We start from the raw sequence: 14,258 nt of genomic DNA, 5'->3' as shown, positions 1-14,258 counted from the left end.
CGGGCGCGCGCACGAGGGCGCGGCGCCTGGCGGGGGCGGGCACGATCAGGGTGGTGCCGGCGTGCATTTCGGCGGTGTATTGCGCTGCGCCGTCGTCCATCTCCATGCCGAGACGGCCGTCGAGGAGTACGAGCACTTCCTCGCCGTGGGGGTGCATTTCCCATTGCGGCCCGTCGGCCTCGACCACATAGATGGCCATCATCGAGCGGGTCGCTGCGGGGGACGCGTCGATACGCATCCAGAAATCATCGGTGACCGGCATCGGGATGACGCCGCCCTTGCCGTCCAGCGCGAGGTAAGTGTTTTCGAGATCGAAACCCATCGGATCAGTCCAGACTGGCCTTTGTGAGGAGGGCTCCGCCGGAGGCCTTGTCCCAGTCGGCAGAGGACATGTCGATGAGGGTGACGCCGAAGGTCCAGATATGGCCTTCGGGTTCGCGGGCGCGGTAGGTACGGTCGTCGTAGAATTGCGTATCCGGTTCCTGCACGATTTCGGCGACTGACTTGCGGGCGCGTTCGCAGTGGGCGTCGATATCTTCGCCCTTGCCGAACTGGACATGGACGGTCTGGCTGTTCCTGGGGCCGAGGTTCTTAGGGCTCTTGTGGTTCTCGGACCATTTGCTGCCGGCCATGATGAAGCCGGCGCCGAAGGACATTTCCGAGTGGGCGATTTTGTCATTCTCGTCGAGCAGGACCATGCAGGGCTCGAAACCGAAGGCCTCCTCCAGCCAGAGGAAGGCGGCGTTGGGGTCGACATAGCAGAGCGCGCTGGCGAGGCCCTTGGGGCGGTCGAATTCGGACACAAAAATTCATTTCTATGTCCTAGAATATTTCGAATATTATCAAATCAAATAGTCAAGCGGCTGCCCGCGCCTTTGAAAAGCACATCGCTCATTCCGCGAAGGCGGGGGCCGGGCCCGGCAATGCGATTCGCGATCCCTCTTTTGCGAGGATAAGCGGGATTGGGTAGAAATGGTGGAGGTCCCGGCTTAAGCGCGGCGCGCGGGCCTGGAGGATGGCTCAGTAGGCGTAGCGGCGCATTTCGCGGGTCATGCGGCTGCGGGTTTCGTCCATCTTGTCGCGGATGATGCCTGGGATGAGGAAGAGATCGACGACCCACCAGACGAAGCCGATGAGGATAAAATAGCTGAGGATCTGGGCGATCGCCGTGACCGGCTTGCCGAGATAGAAACGGTGCGCCGATATCCAGCCGAGGAAGAACCACAGGAAATAAGCGGCGCCGGCGCTCTTCTTCTCGTTGGCAACGCGGCTTTCGATCAGGATCTGGTCTTCGGTCGTGTACATGGCGGTCCCGGTTGAGCTCCTCGTTCTTATCGATAAACAGATAATCCCTTTTGCCGGACATTTAAAGGCCATGGCGGTTAAAAATCGGAATGCCGGGCCGGAGAAGCATTGCGCGCGGGCGCGGAATGGGGCCTCTTACGGCCGGGGAGGATATGAACATGAAAGCTGGACTGGCTGCGTTGGCGGCAGTGATGCTGGCGGCGGGCTGCTCTCATGCGCGGGCGCCGGAAGCGGCTGCAGTGCCGAAGGGCTATATCATCGTCGAGATCGATGTGACGAACCCGGACGCTTACGAGGGATACAAGGCTGCGGCGGCGCCCCTGGTTGCGGCAGCGGGTGGCCGGTATCTCGCGCGCGGCGGCAGGGCCGAGGCGCATGAAGGCGCGCCGCCAGCGGGGCGGATGGTGATCCTGGAGTATCCGAGCTTTGAGGCGGCCAAGGCTTTCCTGAACTCGCCGGAGTATACCGCCATCGTTCGTCTGCGTACGGACAATGCTGTGTCGCGGCTGATGATCGTCGAAGGGATGGTGCCCTGATGATGGACGGGGCGCCTTCCTCGCCCGTGCGCGCGCTTGATCCTTCGCTTTATGGCAGGGCGGAGATCTTTGCGCTGGAGCGGGAGGCGGTGTTTGCGAAGGCCTGGCGGTTGATCGGGCATGAGAACATGCTGGCAAAGGCCGGGGATTTCCTGACGGATGATCTCGCCGGGCGGTCCGTTCTGGCGGTGCGCGGGAAGGACGGCGCGGTGCGCGCGTTTCACAATGTATGCCCGCACCGGGCGGGGCCGCTGGCAACGGCGGCGGAGGGCCATTGCGACGGGGCGATCACCTGCGCCTATCATGGCTGGCGGTTCACCTTGGAAGGGCGCCTGCAATCGGCGCGGGATTTTGGCGCGGCGGAAGGGTTTGATCCGCGCGAGCATCGGCTGACGCCGGTAAGGCTCGAGGCCTGGCGGGGTTTCCTGTTCGTGACGCTGAGCGATGAGGCGCCGCCTGTTCGAAGCATGATGGCGCCGGTGGATGCGTCGTGGGCGGATGAAACGGTGCAGCCGTTTGCGCTGAGGCGCTCGCACACCATCAGGTGTGACTGGAAGGCCTATGTCGAGAATTACCTCGAAGGCTATCACGTGCCGCTGATCCATCCGGGGCTCGATGCGGAAATCGATTCCGCGAAATACACAGTACACATGGAAGGTGAGATTGCCGTCCACCGGGCGCCGTCGCGCAAGGCGGACAATGTGTACTCGGGCTACTGGGCATGGGCCTGGCCATGGTTGGGCATCAACGTTTATGAGCACGGCGTGATGATGGAGCGCATCTCGCCGGTGGGGCCAGAAGAGACGCAGCTCGACTATCTCTATTTTTTCGATCCGGCGCGCAGCGCGGAACTGGAAGACATGCTGAAGCTCTCCGATGCGGTGACCGACGAAGACCTGAAAATGTGCGAGATCGTGCACCGGAATATCACAGGCGGCATCTATAAAGCGGGGCCGCTGTCGCCCCGGCATGAAGGGGCGGTTGCCTGGTTCCAGGCGAGGTTGCGGCGGGATGCCGGGTATCCTGGGTGAGTGATCCGGCAAAGCAGATCGGCCCGGGGCTCGCGATCGCGATTGTCGCGGGAAACATGATCGGGTCGGGCGTGTTCCTGTTGCCGGCGGTGCTGGCCTCGGTCGGCTCGGCAAGCCTGATCGCCTGGGGTGTCGCCGCGATGATTGCAATTGTTCTGGCGCTGGTATTTGCCTTTCTCGGCGCGCTGCGCGACGGGGGGGAATCGCTGACAGATTATCCGGGTACGGCGTTTCACCCGGCGCTCGGGTTCCTGGCGTGGGCGGCCTACTGGGGCGCCTGTTTCGTCGGTATCGCGGCGATTGCCGTGGTTGCGGTTGGTTATGGCGCGGCGGTGTTCGGTGTGAAGCTGGACGCCTTGCCTCGCCTTATCGCGATCCTCGCGCTGCTTTGGGCGCTGGTGGGCTGCGCTGTGCTGGGGCCGCGCTTTGTCGGGCAGATGTCTTCGGCGACGCTGGCGGTCGGTCTCGCGCCGATTGCAGGGGCCATCGTGATCGGCTTTGCGGGCTTCGATGCGGATATTTTCGCCGCGTCGTGGAACGTCTCCGGCGCGTCGCTGGGCGCGGCGCTGCCGCCGATGCTGATCTCGATTTTCTGGGCCTTTCTCGGGCTGGAGAGCGCCAATGCGATTGCGGGGCGCGTGCGCCATCCGAAGCGCAATATCGCGATTGCGGCGGCCGGCGGCGTGGGGCTCGCGGCCGTGGTTTACGCCCTGGCGACGACGGCGCTGTTCGGACTGATGCCGGCGGCGGAGCTGGCGCAATCGACGGCGCCATTTGCGGACGTGATCGGGTCGGTCGCGGGTCCGGTGGCGGGTGTGGCGGTCGCGTGCGCGGCGTTTGCGCGGACGGTCGGTTGCACGGCAAGTTGGATCCTCGTGGCGGGCGAGACAGGGCAGGCGGGCGGACGGCGCGGTTTCCTGCCGAAAGCGGTATCCAGCACGGCGCCGGGCGCCGCGCCGGTGCGCGATCTGATCTTCATAGGCGTCCTGATGAGCCTCGTCGCGCTGGTGACTGTGTCACCGGATCTGGTGAAACAGTTCACGACGATTGCCGACCTGACGGTTTATCTGACGCTGCTGGTCTATCTGCTCTGCGCAGCGGCGCTGATAAAGTTTTCAGGCGTCCTGGCGGCGGGCCCGATGAGGCGTGTGGCGCAGGGGCTGGGTCTCGCCGGTGCGGCGGCGGCAGCCTGGGTCGCGTTCGCGGCGTTCACCGCATAGCGAAAAGGCGGGAGCGCCAAGCTCCCGCCTTCCGTTCAGTCGTTCACGGACATTACATCCAGTAAGGCTTGACCTTGTAATACTTGTAGGTCGAGTCCCGCGTGGCCTGGCCGTTATTCCGGGTCAGTTCCTGGATATCGTCGGCCGGGGCCGCCTGGAGCTGTTCCTTGGTGAACGGCACGACGTAGCCGTCGCGGTCCTTGCTGAAGTCGAGGCTTGACCAGGGGACCGGGTGATACTTCTCACCGATGCCGAGGAAACCGCCGAAACCGACGACAGCGAACATGATCGAGTTGTCGGTCTTGTTGAGGACGACGTCTTCGACCTTGCCGATCTTTTCGCCCTGCGTGTTGTAGACGCTCGTGCCGATGGTGCGGCTGGCGCGGATGGCGGTCGTGTGGCCTGTTTGAGTAGGCATGCGTATGCTCCTTTATCAAGTTGCAGATGAACCACCAACGCAGGGGCCGCCTTCGCGGTTGCGTTAATTCTTCTTCAGGTTTTCAGCGGCCTTCCCATCCGGGCGCGGCCCTGCTAACGCCCTAGGAAATGTACCAGATCACCGCCAAGGGCCCGCGGGGCCCGATTGAAACTGCCTGGGATGCGCTTGCCTGGGCCGATCCGTCGCCGGCCGGCGCGGTCGATGCGAAGGAGGATGCGCGCGGAAGCTGGCGCCTCGATGCGTTTGCCGAAACGCTGGAAGACGCCGAGGACTGCGCGGCGATCATCACGCAGACGGTGCCGGAGCTGAATGCGCGGATCGATGAAATCGTGGAGCGCGACTGGGTGACCCTGTCGCTGGAGGGCCTGCCGCCGGTGAATGCCGGGCGGTTCGTGGTGGTCGGTAGCCATGCGCTGGCCGGGGTATCGCCGGGCAAGACGCCGGTGCTGATTGAGGCGGGGCCGGCCTTCGGGACGGGGCATCATGGCACGACGCTAGGCTGCCTTCTGGCGCTGGCAGATGTGCGGCGGCGGCGTAAGGTCGGCCGGGTGCTGGATCTCGGGACGGGGTCGGGTGTGCTGGCGATTGCCGCGCTGAAAGTGGGCGCGGAGCTGGCGCATGGCACCGACATTGACCGGGACTCGGTGTTCGTGGCGCGCGATAACGCGCGCAAGAACCAAGTCTCGCGCTTCTTCTGCCACCATGTGCGCGGGGCGAATACGCCGGCGATCCGCCGGGCGGGGCGGTATGACACGGTGTTTGCGAACATCCTGATGAAGCCGCTGATCGGCCTTGCGCCAGAGATCGGGCGCCTGTCGGCGCCGGGGGCGGCGATCATCCTGTCAGGGCTTCTTCACCATCAGGCTGGCCCTGTCCGCGCGGCGTTCGAGGGACACGGCATGCTGTTCCAGCGGCGCATCAAGCGGGATGGCTGGTCGACGCTGGTGTTTTCGAAGCGGGGGTAGAGCCCTCCCCGCCGCATCCCGGGGGCGGGAAGGGCGGCGAGGGCCTTGCACCGGCGGCAGGAGGGGGGAGTCTCACCGGTCTGCGATGCAGGACGCCGGTCCGTCTGGAGTGCGGGACGGCGGAAAGGTGTGGCCTAGCGGTTGCGCGGGGGTCCCGGCGCGCCTGGCGGCGGGCGAGGAGGTTGAGGCGCGCAGGTCCGAAAACCACGTCCGGACGGCGGAGCGCCGGCGTCGGATCGGTGATTTCGTTAACCTGCAGCGGGCGCAGGGCCTCGCGGGCCGGCATTTCGGCGGCGGGGCGGATGTTGAAATCGAATTTGATCTTAATACTTTGTTTAATTTGATTATCGCGATGCAACATTTGTTCGTATACGGCGTATACAGGGTGACCCATAACAAAACAGTATGGCAAAGCCGGGTTTGCTATGAAAGATTGCATAGCTCACTTGCTTCCCGGCGGCGGCGCATCGGGCTAAGATGGATTCCATGAGACAGACATTCGACATCAAGGGCGGGCCGCAGGACGGCCGGGCCCACCTTCCGCTTCTTCGCCGTGAACTCAGCGCGCAGGGCCTCGATGGCCTCTATGTGCCCCACGACGACGAGTACCAGAACGAGTACCTGCCAGACGCCAATGAGCGCCTTGCCTGGGCGACCGGGTTTACCGGTTCGTTCGGGGCGGCCTTCGTGTTTACGGACAAGGCCGTGCTGTTCGCCGACGGGCGCTACACACTGCAGGCGGCCGACCAGACGGACCCGGCGCTGGTGGACGTGGACGCGATCCCCGATCCCGGCGCGTTTGGCTGGCTGGCAAAGCAGAGCCTGAAGGGCAAGCGCGTCGGCTATGATCCGCGCCTGATGAGCCCGAATGATGTGGCGGCGCTGAGCGCGGCGGCGTCGAAGGCCGGGGCCGAGCTGGTGGCGGTGGCCGAGAACCCGATCGACAAGGCCTGGAAGGGCCGCCCGCCGCAGCCGATGGCGAAGGTGGTGGCCCATGCCGTGAAGCATGCCGGCGCGGCGCATACCGACAAGCTGGAAGCGGTCGGCGCGCAGCTGGCGCGGGACGGGGCAGAAGCGGCAGTGCTGACCTCGCCGGCCTCGCTGGCCTGGGCGTTCAATATCCGGGGCGGGGATGTGAGCTGCACGCCGCTGCCGCTGGGCCGCGCCATTCTGTATGCGGATGGATCTTCGGAACTGTTTATCGATGAGGCGAAGACCGACGGCGCGCTGCACCGGCATCTGGGCAATACGGTCACGCTGCGGCCCTTGTCGCAGCTGGACAGCGGACTGGCGGCGCTTGCCGGCAAGACGGTGAGCCTTGATCCGGACGTGGCATCGGCCTGGTTTTTTGACCAGCTGGGGGCAGCCGGTGCGAAGATCCTGCGCCAGCGTGATCCGGTGGCGCTGCCGCGCGCGTGCAAGAATGCGGCGGAGATCAAAGGAACGACGGCGGCGCATATCCGCGACGGCGCGGCGCTGACGAAGTTCCTGCACTGGCTGGATACCGAAGCGCAGAGCGGCGAGGTCACCGAAATCGACACGGTGATGAAGCTGGAAGCGTTCCGCGAAGATCTCGGCAATCTCAACGATCTCTCCTTCCCGTCGATTTCCGGGGCAGGGCCGAACGGGGCGCTGCCGCACTACCGCGTCTCCACCGCGTCGAACCGGAAGCTGGCGCGCGGCTCGCTGTTCCTGATTGATAGCGGCGGGCAGTATCTGGACGGCACGACGGATGTGACGCGGACAGTGCCGATCGGTCAGCCGACGGACGATATGGTCAAGCATTATACGCTGGTGCTAAAGGGGCATATTGCGCTGGCCACCGTGCGCTTCCCGGCGGGCACGACTGGCACCCATCTCGATATCCTCGCGCGCCATGCGCTGTATCAGGCGGGGCTGGACTACCAGCACGGCACGGGCCACGGCGTCGGGGTTTATCTCGGCGTGCATGAGGGGCCACACCGCATCGCCAAGGTGTGGAACGCGGTGGCGCTGATGCCGGGCATGATCGTGTCGAACGAGCCTGGCTTCTACAAGGCGGGCGAGTACGGCATCCGCATCGAGAACCTGCAATACGTGACGCCGGCGGCGGATATTCCCGGCGGCGAGATTGCGATGCTGGGCTTCGAATGCCTGACGTTTGCACCGCTGGCGCGGCGGCTGATCGATGTGAAGCTGCTCTCGAAAGAGGAACGCAAATACGTCAACGACTATCACAAGCGCGTCTGGAAACTGCTTAGCCGCAAGCTTGAGGGCGAGGTGAAGGACTGGCTGAAGTCGGCGTGCGCGCGGATTTGAATCCTGAAGCAATAAATTCGGACGAAATCCTCTGGCGCGAGATAGCAAGGATCTTTGCGAACCGGACGTTTATGCGGCCGCACTCAAGCTGGTTTGCCGGGCTTGCTTCACGTTCCGGTTTTGACCGCGCGGCGTAGCTGACGGGTTCGCGACCAGCCGGGCAGCTTGCGCCGCTGCTTGCCGGACTGGGACGCGCGCAGCTTCGCCGGCTTCTGGTTTGCAGCGCGATCAATCAGGACCAGACGATGTTGGCGCTGCGTCTGACACTGGTGGCCAACATTTCGGTGCCGGTCAGCGCACTGGTGCTGACCAACCAGTTTTCCCCCGGGAGTGCGCAAGAAGTGCTGATCAGCCTGCCACCGGTGGCCGTGTTAGCTGCGCCAGTGGCGATGCTGTCGATCTTGATTGGTATTCCCTGGATTGCATGTGCGGGCGGCGCGGCGGCGCGCGACCTGAGCCATCTCCTGCGTCTTCGGCTCGCCGAAATCGAACCGGGTGATGGCGGTCTGGATGGCGCCGCAGACGACGTCGAATCGCCGGCTGCGGAACTGGGCTGACCGGGCGGGCGCTAATTCGCAGCCATGACGTGCCTGAATTTGAGGCAGTGAGTGAAGTGTGGTCGCAGCCCGGCGCGCGCGATCTTTTGGCTTGCGCGCGAGTCTCCTAACTAGAGCCAGCTTTAGGGAGGCTGTCTTGGATTTTGAAGCAATGCTTGGCCGGGCAATGCACCTGCTGCCTGCGGATTGGAGTGACGGCGCAAAACTCGCGGTTGTCGCCGGGGTGATCGCGGTGTGTTTCGCCGTGCCCGTTATCCTGATGCTCTCGGCGTTCGGACGCAAACGCACGCCCGCTGTGCCAGCGGCCAAGGCGGTGCGTGCGCCAGTGGCGGCAGTGGCTGCGCCGTTAAAGGCTGCCGCGCGTACGCCCAATCTTGATCCGGAAGAATGGGTGTCCGGCAATGTGGTGCATTTCGACCGCCAGCGGGCCGTTGGCCTGATCCGGTGTGACCGGGTGAAGGGGTATGTCCGGTTCGAAGCGGCGGACTTCAGGCGCGCGCCGCGCGTGGGCGAGGCGGTGCGCTTCAAGGGGCGCCACGGCGCGCGGCGCAAGCCGGTCGCGTATGTGGTGGAGCGCCTGCCGGCAGCGAGCCGGACCGGTTAGGAGGTCAAGCCCAGCGCCTTCAGGGCATCGCGCACCCCGTCCGTGCGCGGGCGCATGTCGGCGGCGATATGGGAATGGGTCGGAATGTAGAAGAGGCCGAGATCGAGGCCCTTGAGGGCGATCTCGGCGCACCGTTCCGGCATGATCAGGCCGAGTTCCTTCGGCGCGAGGGCGGGATCGGGCACCCCGGCGGCGACGAGCGGCGTGTAGACGGCGCCGGGCAGGAGGACGTGCAGGTCCATCGTCTCGCCCGCGAGTTCCTCGCGCAGCCATTCGGCGAGGATCAGCACGCCGTGCTTGGAGGCGGCATAGGCGCCGATGCGACTGCGGCGGACACCGGCAGGCAGGCTGAGGGCGTTTTCGGAGCTGGTGATCATCAGGCGGCCGCGCGCGCTGGCTTCTGCGAGGCGTGCGGCATAGGCCTGCGCCATGCGGATCGGCGCATGCATGTTGACCGCGAAGAGACGTTCCGTCGCCGGACCAAAATCTTCCTTCAGGACCGGATTGCGCACGCCGGTTCCGGCATTGGCGCAGACAAAGTCCAGCCTGTCTTTCCAGGCCCAGGCCGCATCGATAAGGGCGGCGGGCGCGGCAGGGTCTGACAGGTCGCACCGGATCGCGAGGCCGTTCAGACTGGCGGCGACCGCCTCTGCGGCTTCGGCCTGCCGGTCGGCGATGATGACCCTGGCGCCGCGTGCCGCGAAAGCTTCAGCGAGCGCCTTGCCGATGCCGGAGGCGCCGCCGGTGACGAGGATGGTCTTGCCTGCGTAGTCGATCATGGCGTGCCTTTCAGGAGGGCGATTGTCTGGTGACTGTGTGGAAGCCGACGGCCTTGAAGGCCGCGTATTTCGTACGCGTGACGCGATTGCCGGAGGCTCGCCAGCGGACGCCGCCGAGGTCCCAGATGGAACGGGCATGGCCGCAGACGTCGCAAACGAGATGCCAGGCACGGGATTTGGTCTCGGCTTCGGCGCGCCGGCGCCCCGGAATAAAGAAGAGGATGAGCCGCTGGAGACCGGTCACTTGCGCAGGTGCTGGCCGAGCGCGCGCAGCGGCGCGGCCTGTATCTCGGGGATGGTGCTGTCCGCCATCGGGCCGACATTGATCAGCAGGTTGCCGCGCTGGTCGGTGACGTCCGTATAGAGATCGATCAGCTGAGCGGCGTTCATGTAGTCGTCCGGCAGTTCGTCCTGATTGTAACCGAAGCCGAGGCCGAGGCCGCGGCAGGCTTCCCATTTCTTCTCCTTCGGGATGACGCCGAGTCCGAACTCCACGCAGCGGTAGTCCGCATACGGCGCGGGAGCTTCCTCCTGCTGGCCGCCGGCGGTGCGCGCTTTCAGCATGGCATTGAAGGAAGCGCGGCTCGCCGGATCGCGCAGGGAATTGAAGAAGCCCTCATTGGCGAGCCAGCGGTCGTTAACGACGCCGTCCGGCACGACGCTGTAATAATAGTCGATGAGTCGGGGCACGTCCTCGCCGTTTGGCCAGCAGATATCGTTCCAGAAAACTGAAGGCCTGTAGCGGTCGATCAGTTCCTTCGACTGGGCGAGGGCGTAGTGGCGATAGTCGTCTTCAGTTGGCACGCAGGCGAACATGTCGCCGATATTGGCGATGGGCGTGTCGCGGAAGGTCCAGTCGAGCCCGCCGGAATAATAGAGGCCGTATCGCATGCCGCGGGCGCGGACCGCCTCGCCGAGTTCGCCGACATAATCGCGCGCAGTGTTCCAGCCGGGCCGGTGGGGATTGGGTACATCGGTTGGCCAGAGGCAGTAGCCGTCATGGTGCTTGGTGACGAAGACCACATAGGTGGCGCCGCATTCGGCAAAGAAGTCCGCCCACTGATTGGCGTCGAAGGCCTTTGCGGCTTCGTCGAATTCTGGGCGGAAGTCGCTGAAGGATTTGTCGCCATAGATGCGTTTGTGGCGTTCGCGTGTGGCGCTGCCCTTGACGCGCATCGCGTTCTCGTACCATTCCGAATAGGGCGTCATCACAGCGCTCATTTCGAAATCGTCGCCGGTCAGTTCATGGATGGCGCGCCCGCGAGGGGCCCAGGCGGGGATGGTGAAAATGCCCCAGTGGATGAAGATGCCGAGCTGGGGCTTGGCAAACCAGGCGGGGCAGGGGCGGGTTTCTCCGTCAGCCATCTTTGTCTTGTCCTTTGATACGGTCGAGTGGCTCGGTCACGCTCCAGGCGAAGGGCGCGAAGGTGGCGCGGGGCAGGCCCGCTTTGCCGAGGGCGCTGGCGGTCCACTGGTTGCAGGTGTTGAAGGGACTGTAGCGGCCCTTGGCAGTGAGCAGCAATTCGCCCGGCACGGCCGTCTCGATCGGGCGATAGGCGCCGCCCTCATCTTTCTTTAGGCTGTTCAGGATTTCCTCGATGAGGACGGCTTTGGTGTCCTGCCCGCCGTGCAGGGGCGCGCAGACGCTGCGCACGTCCGAACCGTAGACTGGCACGATGCGCATGGCGACCGGATTCATGCCAGCGAGGGCGGCGAGGCCGCGGGAGGCGGTCATGTCCTCCGGGTACAGAACTTTCGTGAAGAAGACCGAGTCGCCCCAGCCGAAGAGGAGATAGGTGTCGCGGGGCAGGTAATCCGGGATAAGGCCCCGAAATTCCTTGCGCCAGTTTATCACCTCGCCGTCGAGCGGCAGGGCGATGTCGGTATGGAAGGCGGCTTCGCACAGGAAGGCGGCGGGCCTGGCCGGGGGGATATGGGCGGTCTTGCCGGAAACCGGCAGCGCGGCCGCAAGCCATGAGGCGCCGAGATACCAGAACGCGCATACAAGGGCGGCTGTTAGCACGAGGCCGCTCCAGCGTAGGCCCGTGAACAGGAATCTGGCTGCGTCCACCCCGTCTCCCTCGGCCGCGATGCGCCCTGGTCCAGATGAAAGCAACGCGTTGCTGGTGGCAAGCAAGATTCCGTTTGTTCTGCTTTTGTTCACATGATAGGAACGCCGCATGATGCTGTCATTGTCCATTCGTGATTTCGTGCTCATTTCCCGGCTCGATCTTTCGCCGGCAGAGGGCTTTACGGCGCTCACCGGGGAAACCGGCGCTGGCAAATCGATCATCCTGGATGCGCTGTCGCTGGCGCTCGGCGGGCAGGCGGACCGGTCGGTCATCCGGCACGGCGCGGCGCAGGCAAGCGTTGCGGCGGAGTTTGCACCGCCCGCCAATCACCCCATCTGGGCGCTGCTGGCGGCGCACGGTGTGGCGGCAGCGGACGGCGAGACGCTGAAGCTGAAGCGGCTGGTGCGAGTGGAAGGGCCAGCACGGGCTTTCATCAATGATCAGCCGGTCAGCGCGGCCTTGCTGGCGGAGGCCGGTGAGTTGCTGGTGGAGGTGCATGGCCAGCACGCGGCCTCCAGCCTGATGCGTCCGGCGGTGCACCGGCGGCTGCTGGACCAGTTTGCCGGAAATGATGCGCTACTGGCGGCGTGCGCCGCCACGCATGTCGCGCGGATTGAGGCGCGGGAAGCGCGTGCGGCGCTGGAGGCAGAAGCGCAATCGGCGGCTGAAGCACAGGCCTGGTTGCAGGAGACGGTTGCGGAGCTGTCGAAGCTGGGGCCGCAGCCGGGTGAGGCGACACGGCTGACGGCCGAGCGGGCATTGCTGATGCAGTCCGAGCGTGTGCTGGAAGCGGTGGCGGAAGCCACCATGGCGCTGGCGGCAGCGGATACGGAGTCGGCCCTGTCGCGCGCCTCGCGGGCGGCGGAACGGATCTGCCGGTTGCCGGGCTTCGAAGGCGCGGAAGGCGCGCTGCCAGAGGCCGCCAAGGCGGCCTGTGAGGCAATCGAGCGCGCCATGATCGAAATGCGAGAAGCCGAGAGTGCGATTGCGCGGCTGGAGAGAATGCCGATTGATGCTGGCGACCTTGAAGGGGTCGAGGGTCGGCTGTTTGCGGTGCGAGCGATGGGCCGCAAACTGAACTGCGATCCGGATCAGTTGAACGTGCAATGGGAGGCGCTCGCGGCGCGGCTCGAACTGGTCGAGGCGGGCGAAGTCGGCATTGCGGCGGCGCGGAAGGTGGAGCGCGCAGCCGAGGCACGCTGGCACAGCGCGGCGCATGCGCTCAGCGAGGCGCGCCGCGGAGCGGCTGCGCGGCTCGAGCGCGCGATTGCGGCAGAGCTGGCGCCCCTGAAACTCGGGCGGGCCACCATCAGGGTGGCGTTGACGCTACTGGCGCCGGACGAGGCAGGGGCGACCGGCGCAGAGCGCGCGGAGTTCGAGGCGGAGACGAACGCGGGCGCGGGCTTCGGGCCGCTGCGCAAGGTCGCCTCGGGCGGCGAGCTTGCGCGGGTGTCGCTGGCGCTGAAATGCGCGCTGGCGGAGGCGGGAAGCGCCGGCACGCTGATCTTTGACGAGGCAGACCAGGGCGTCGGCGGGGCTGTGGCAGCGGCCATCGGCGAACGGCTCGTGCGGCTGTCGTCATCGCGCCAGGTGCTGGCGGTGACGCACAGTCCGCAGGTCGCGGCAGCGGCGGACGCGCACTGGCTTGTTGAAAAAGCCGGCAAGGCTGGCGGGACGCGGCTGACCACGCTAGATGCGGGGACACGGCAGGAAGAAATTGCCCGCATGCTGTCCGGCGCCGAGATCACCGATGAGGCGCGGGCCGCGGCCGGGAGGTTGTTGGAGGATGCATGACCGGCGGAATACCTGCCAGCGCACTGACCGAGCAGGAAGCGGCGGCAGAACTTGCACGCCTCTCGCGCGATATCGCGGAGGCCGACGCGGCCTATTACCAGAATGATGCGCCGTCACTGACGGACGCAGAGTATGATGCGCTGCGGCTGCGCAATGCCGAGATAGAGGCCCGCTTCCCGCATCTGAAGCGGGAAGACAGTCCGTCGCTGAAAGTCGGCGCCGAGGCTGGAGACGGGTTCGCCAAGGCGCGCCACGGCACCGCGATGCTGTCGCTGGAGAATGCGTTTGCCGACGAGGATGTGGCAGATTTTGCGGCGCGTATCCGGCGGTTCCTCGCCCTCGGCGAAGAGACGGAACTGGCGTTCACGGCCGAGCCGAAGATCGACGGCCTGTCGCTGAGCCTCACCTATGAAAAGGGAAAGCTCGTGCGCGCCGCCACGCGCGGCGACGGGCAGACCGGGGAGGACGTGACTGCCAATGCGCGCACGCTGAGTGACATTCCCGCCAGGCTCGCCGGCAAGGGCTGGCCGGACTTGATCGAGGTGCGCGGCGAGATCTACATGGCAAAGGACGACTTTGCTGCGCTCAATGCGCGTGAAGGCGCGGCCGGTCGGAAGGTGTTCGCCAATCCGCGCAATGCTGCCGCCGGCAGCCTTCG

General features: G+C 65.4%; 16 protein-coding genes and 1 pseudogene. 9 read left to right on the top strand and 8 right to left on the bottom strand.

The window, feature by feature from the left end; translation table 11 throughout:
• From WEA77_RS12365 to WEA77_RS12355, 3 genes are all read right to left on the bottom strand, one after another.
• Positions 1-322, bottom strand: a 322-nt coding sequence (locus WEA77_RS12365) for a cupin domain-containing protein (protein WP_368068189.1), incomplete at its 3' end; no start/stop codon positions are given.
• Between the two features lie 4 nt (positions 323-326).
• The gene (locus WEA77_RS12360; protein ID WP_368068188.1) at positions 327-803 is read right to left on the bottom strand and encodes a VOC family protein; all 477 of its coding nucleotides are present in this window, start codon (positions 801-803) and stop codon (positions 327-329) included.
• 217 nt (positions 804-1,020) lie between these two features.
• The gene (locus WEA77_RS12355) at positions 1,021-1,305 is read right to left on the bottom strand and encodes a TM2 domain-containing protein (RefSeq protein WP_368068187.1); all 285 of its coding nucleotides are present in this window, start codon (positions 1,303-1,305) and stop codon (positions 1,021-1,023) included.
• A gap of 158 nt (positions 1,306-1,463) precedes the next feature.
• On the opposite strand from WEA77_RS12355, the gene WEA77_RS12350 reads away from it, so the two are divergent.
• The 3 genes from WEA77_RS12350 to WEA77_RS12340 are packed head-to-tail and all read left to right on the top strand — an operon-like array spanning position 1,464 to position 4,092.
• Positions 1,464-1,841 (top strand): DUF1330 domain-containing protein, encoded by a 378-nt coding sequence (locus WEA77_RS12350; protein WP_368068186.1) that lies wholly within the window; start codon positions 1,464-1,466, stop codon positions 1,839-1,841.
• A complete protein-coding gene (locus WEA77_RS12345; protein WP_368068185.1) occupies positions 1,841-2,872 on the top strand; it encodes an aromatic ring-hydroxylating dioxygenase subunit alpha in 1,032 nt (343 codons plus the stop codon). Before WEA77_RS12350 ends, WEA77_RS12345 begins: the two co-directional genes overlap by 1 nt.
• A complete protein-coding gene (locus tag WEA77_RS12340; RefSeq protein ID WP_368068184.1) occupies positions 2,869-4,092 on the top strand; it encodes an amino acid permease in 1,224 nt (407 codons plus the stop codon). The genes WEA77_RS12345 and WEA77_RS12340 overlap by 4 nt, the downstream gene beginning before the upstream one ends.
• Positions 4,093-4,144: 52 nt before the next feature.
• Here WEA77_RS12340 and WEA77_RS12335 read toward each other — a convergent pair whose 3' ends face one another.
• On the bottom strand, positions 4,145-4,510 hold the full coding sequence (locus WEA77_RS12335; protein ID WP_368068183.1) for a PRC-barrel domain-containing protein: 366 nt from the start codon (positions 4,508-4,510) through the stop codon (positions 4,145-4,147).
• A 128-nt stretch (positions 4,511-4,638) separates the two neighbouring features.
• On the opposite strand from WEA77_RS12335, the gene WEA77_RS12330 reads away from it, so the two are divergent.
• The 4 genes from WEA77_RS12330 to WEA77_RS12315 all read left to right on the top strand — a co-directional run bounded on the left by WEA77_RS12330 (position 4,639) and on the right by WEA77_RS12315 (position 8,955).
• Positions 4,639-5,496, top strand: coding sequence for a 50S ribosomal protein L11 methyltransferase (locus tag WEA77_RS12330; protein ID WP_368068182.1), 858 nt, complete (start codon positions 4,639-4,641; stop codon positions 5,494-5,496).
• A 486-nt stretch (positions 5,497-5,982) separates the two neighbouring features.
• The gene (locus WEA77_RS12325) at positions 5,983-7,794 is read left to right on the top strand and encodes an aminopeptidase P family protein (protein ID WP_368068181.1); all 1,812 of its coding nucleotides are present in this window, start codon (positions 5,983-5,985) and stop codon (positions 7,792-7,794) included.
• Positions 7,795-8,039: 245 nt separating this feature from the next.
• Entirely contained in the window at positions 8,040-8,351 is a 312-nt protein-coding gene (locus WEA77_RS12320) for a hypothetical protein (RefSeq protein ID WP_368068180.1), read from the top strand.
• Between the two features lie 136 nt (positions 8,352-8,487).
• Positions 8,488-8,955: a hypothetical protein gene (locus tag WEA77_RS12315; RefSeq protein WP_368068179.1), complete on the top strand. Its 468-nt coding sequence runs from the start codon at positions 8,488-8,490 to the stop codon at positions 8,953-8,955.
• Here WEA77_RS12315 and WEA77_RS12310 read toward each other — a convergent pair.
• The 4 genes from WEA77_RS12310 to WEA77_RS12295 are packed head-to-tail and all read right to left on the bottom strand — an operon-like array spanning position 8,952 to position 11,805.
• On the bottom strand, positions 8,952-9,734 hold the full coding sequence (locus WEA77_RS12310) for an SDR family NAD(P)-dependent oxidoreductase (protein WP_368068178.1): 783 nt from the start codon (positions 9,732-9,734) through the stop codon (positions 8,952-8,954). The genes WEA77_RS12315 and WEA77_RS12310 overlap by 4 nt on opposite strands.
• Positions 9,735-9,744: 10 nt before the next feature.
• A complete protein-coding gene (locus tag WEA77_RS12305; protein ID WP_368068177.1) occupies positions 9,745-9,978 on the bottom strand; it encodes a hypothetical protein in 234 nt (77 codons plus the stop codon).
• A complete protein-coding gene (locus tag WEA77_RS12300; protein WP_368068176.1) occupies positions 9,975-11,099 on the bottom strand; it encodes an alpha-L-fucosidase in 1,125 nt (374 codons plus the stop codon). Before WEA77_RS12300 ends, WEA77_RS12305 begins: the two co-directional genes overlap by 4 nt.
• Entirely contained in the window at positions 11,092-11,805 is a 714-nt protein-coding gene (locus WEA77_RS12295; RefSeq protein ID WP_368068175.1) for a DUF2459 domain-containing protein, read from the bottom strand. The genes WEA77_RS12300 and WEA77_RS12295 overlap by 8 nt, the downstream gene beginning before the upstream one ends.
• A gap of 109 nt (positions 11,806-11,914) precedes the next feature.
• Between WEA77_RS12295 and WEA77_RS12290 the strand changes: the two genes are divergently transcribed.
• Together WEA77_RS12290 and WEA77_RS12285 are read left to right on the top strand one after the other, a co-directional pair.
• Positions 11,915-13,600, top strand: coding sequence for a DNA repair protein RecN (locus tag WEA77_RS12290; RefSeq protein WP_368068174.1), 1,686 nt, complete (start codon positions 11,915-11,917; stop codon positions 13,598-13,600).
• Positions 13,597-14,258 (top strand): annotated as a pseudogene (locus tag WEA77_RS12285) (NAD-dependent DNA ligase LigA); the annotation flags it as partial. The gene WEA77_RS12290 and the pseudogene WEA77_RS12285, both read left to right, overlap by 4 nt.

The sequence above is a fragment of the Hyphomonas sp. genome (genome assembly GCF_040882205.1).
In the GTDB taxonomy this organism is placed as follows: domain Bacteria; phylum Pseudomonadota; class Alphaproteobacteria; order Caulobacterales; family Hyphomonadaceae; genus Hyphomonas.
This window is presented reverse-complemented; position numbering and strand designations above follow the sequence as displayed.

Bases quoted from the DNA above. Each gene is read 5' to 3' on its own strand.
- WEA77_RS12290 (WP_368068174.1), top strand. From the start codon at position 11,915: ATGATGCTGTCATTGTCCATTCGTGATTTCGTGCTCATTTCCCGGCTC.
- WEA77_RS12345 (WP_368068185.1), top strand. From the start codon at position 1,841: ATGATGGACGGGGCGCCTTCCTCGCCCGTGCGCGCGCTTGATCCTTCG.
- WEA77_RS12325 (WP_368068181.1), top strand. From the start codon at position 5,983: ATGAGACAGACATTCGACATCAAGGGCGGGCCGCAGGACGGCCGGGCC.
- WEA77_RS12335 (WP_368068183.1), bottom strand. From the start codon at position 4,510: ATGCCTACTCAAACAGGCCACACGACCGCCATCCGCGCCAGCCGCACC.
- WEA77_RS12320 (WP_368068180.1), top strand. From the start codon at position 8,040: ATGTTGGCGCTGCGTCTGACACTGGTGGCCAACATTTCGGTGCCGGTC.
- WEA77_RS12310 (WP_368068178.1), bottom strand. From the start codon at position 9,734: ATGATCGACTACGCAGGCAAGACCATCCTCGTCACCGGCGGCGCCTCC.
- WEA77_RS12330 (WP_368068182.1), top strand. From the start codon at position 4,639: ATGTACCAGATCACCGCCAAGGGCCCGCGGGGCCCGATTGAAACTGCC.
- WEA77_RS12355 (WP_368068187.1), bottom strand. From the start codon at position 1,305: ATGTACACGACCGAAGACCAGATCCTGATCGAAAGCCGCGTTGCCAAC.
- WEA77_RS12300 (WP_368068176.1), bottom strand. From the start codon at position 11,099: ATGGCTGACGGAGAAACCCGCCCCTGCCCCGCCTGGTTTGCCAAGCCC.
- WEA77_RS12350 (WP_368068186.1), top strand. From the start codon at position 1,464: ATGAAAGCTGGACTGGCTGCGTTGGCGGCAGTGATGCTGGCGGCGGGC.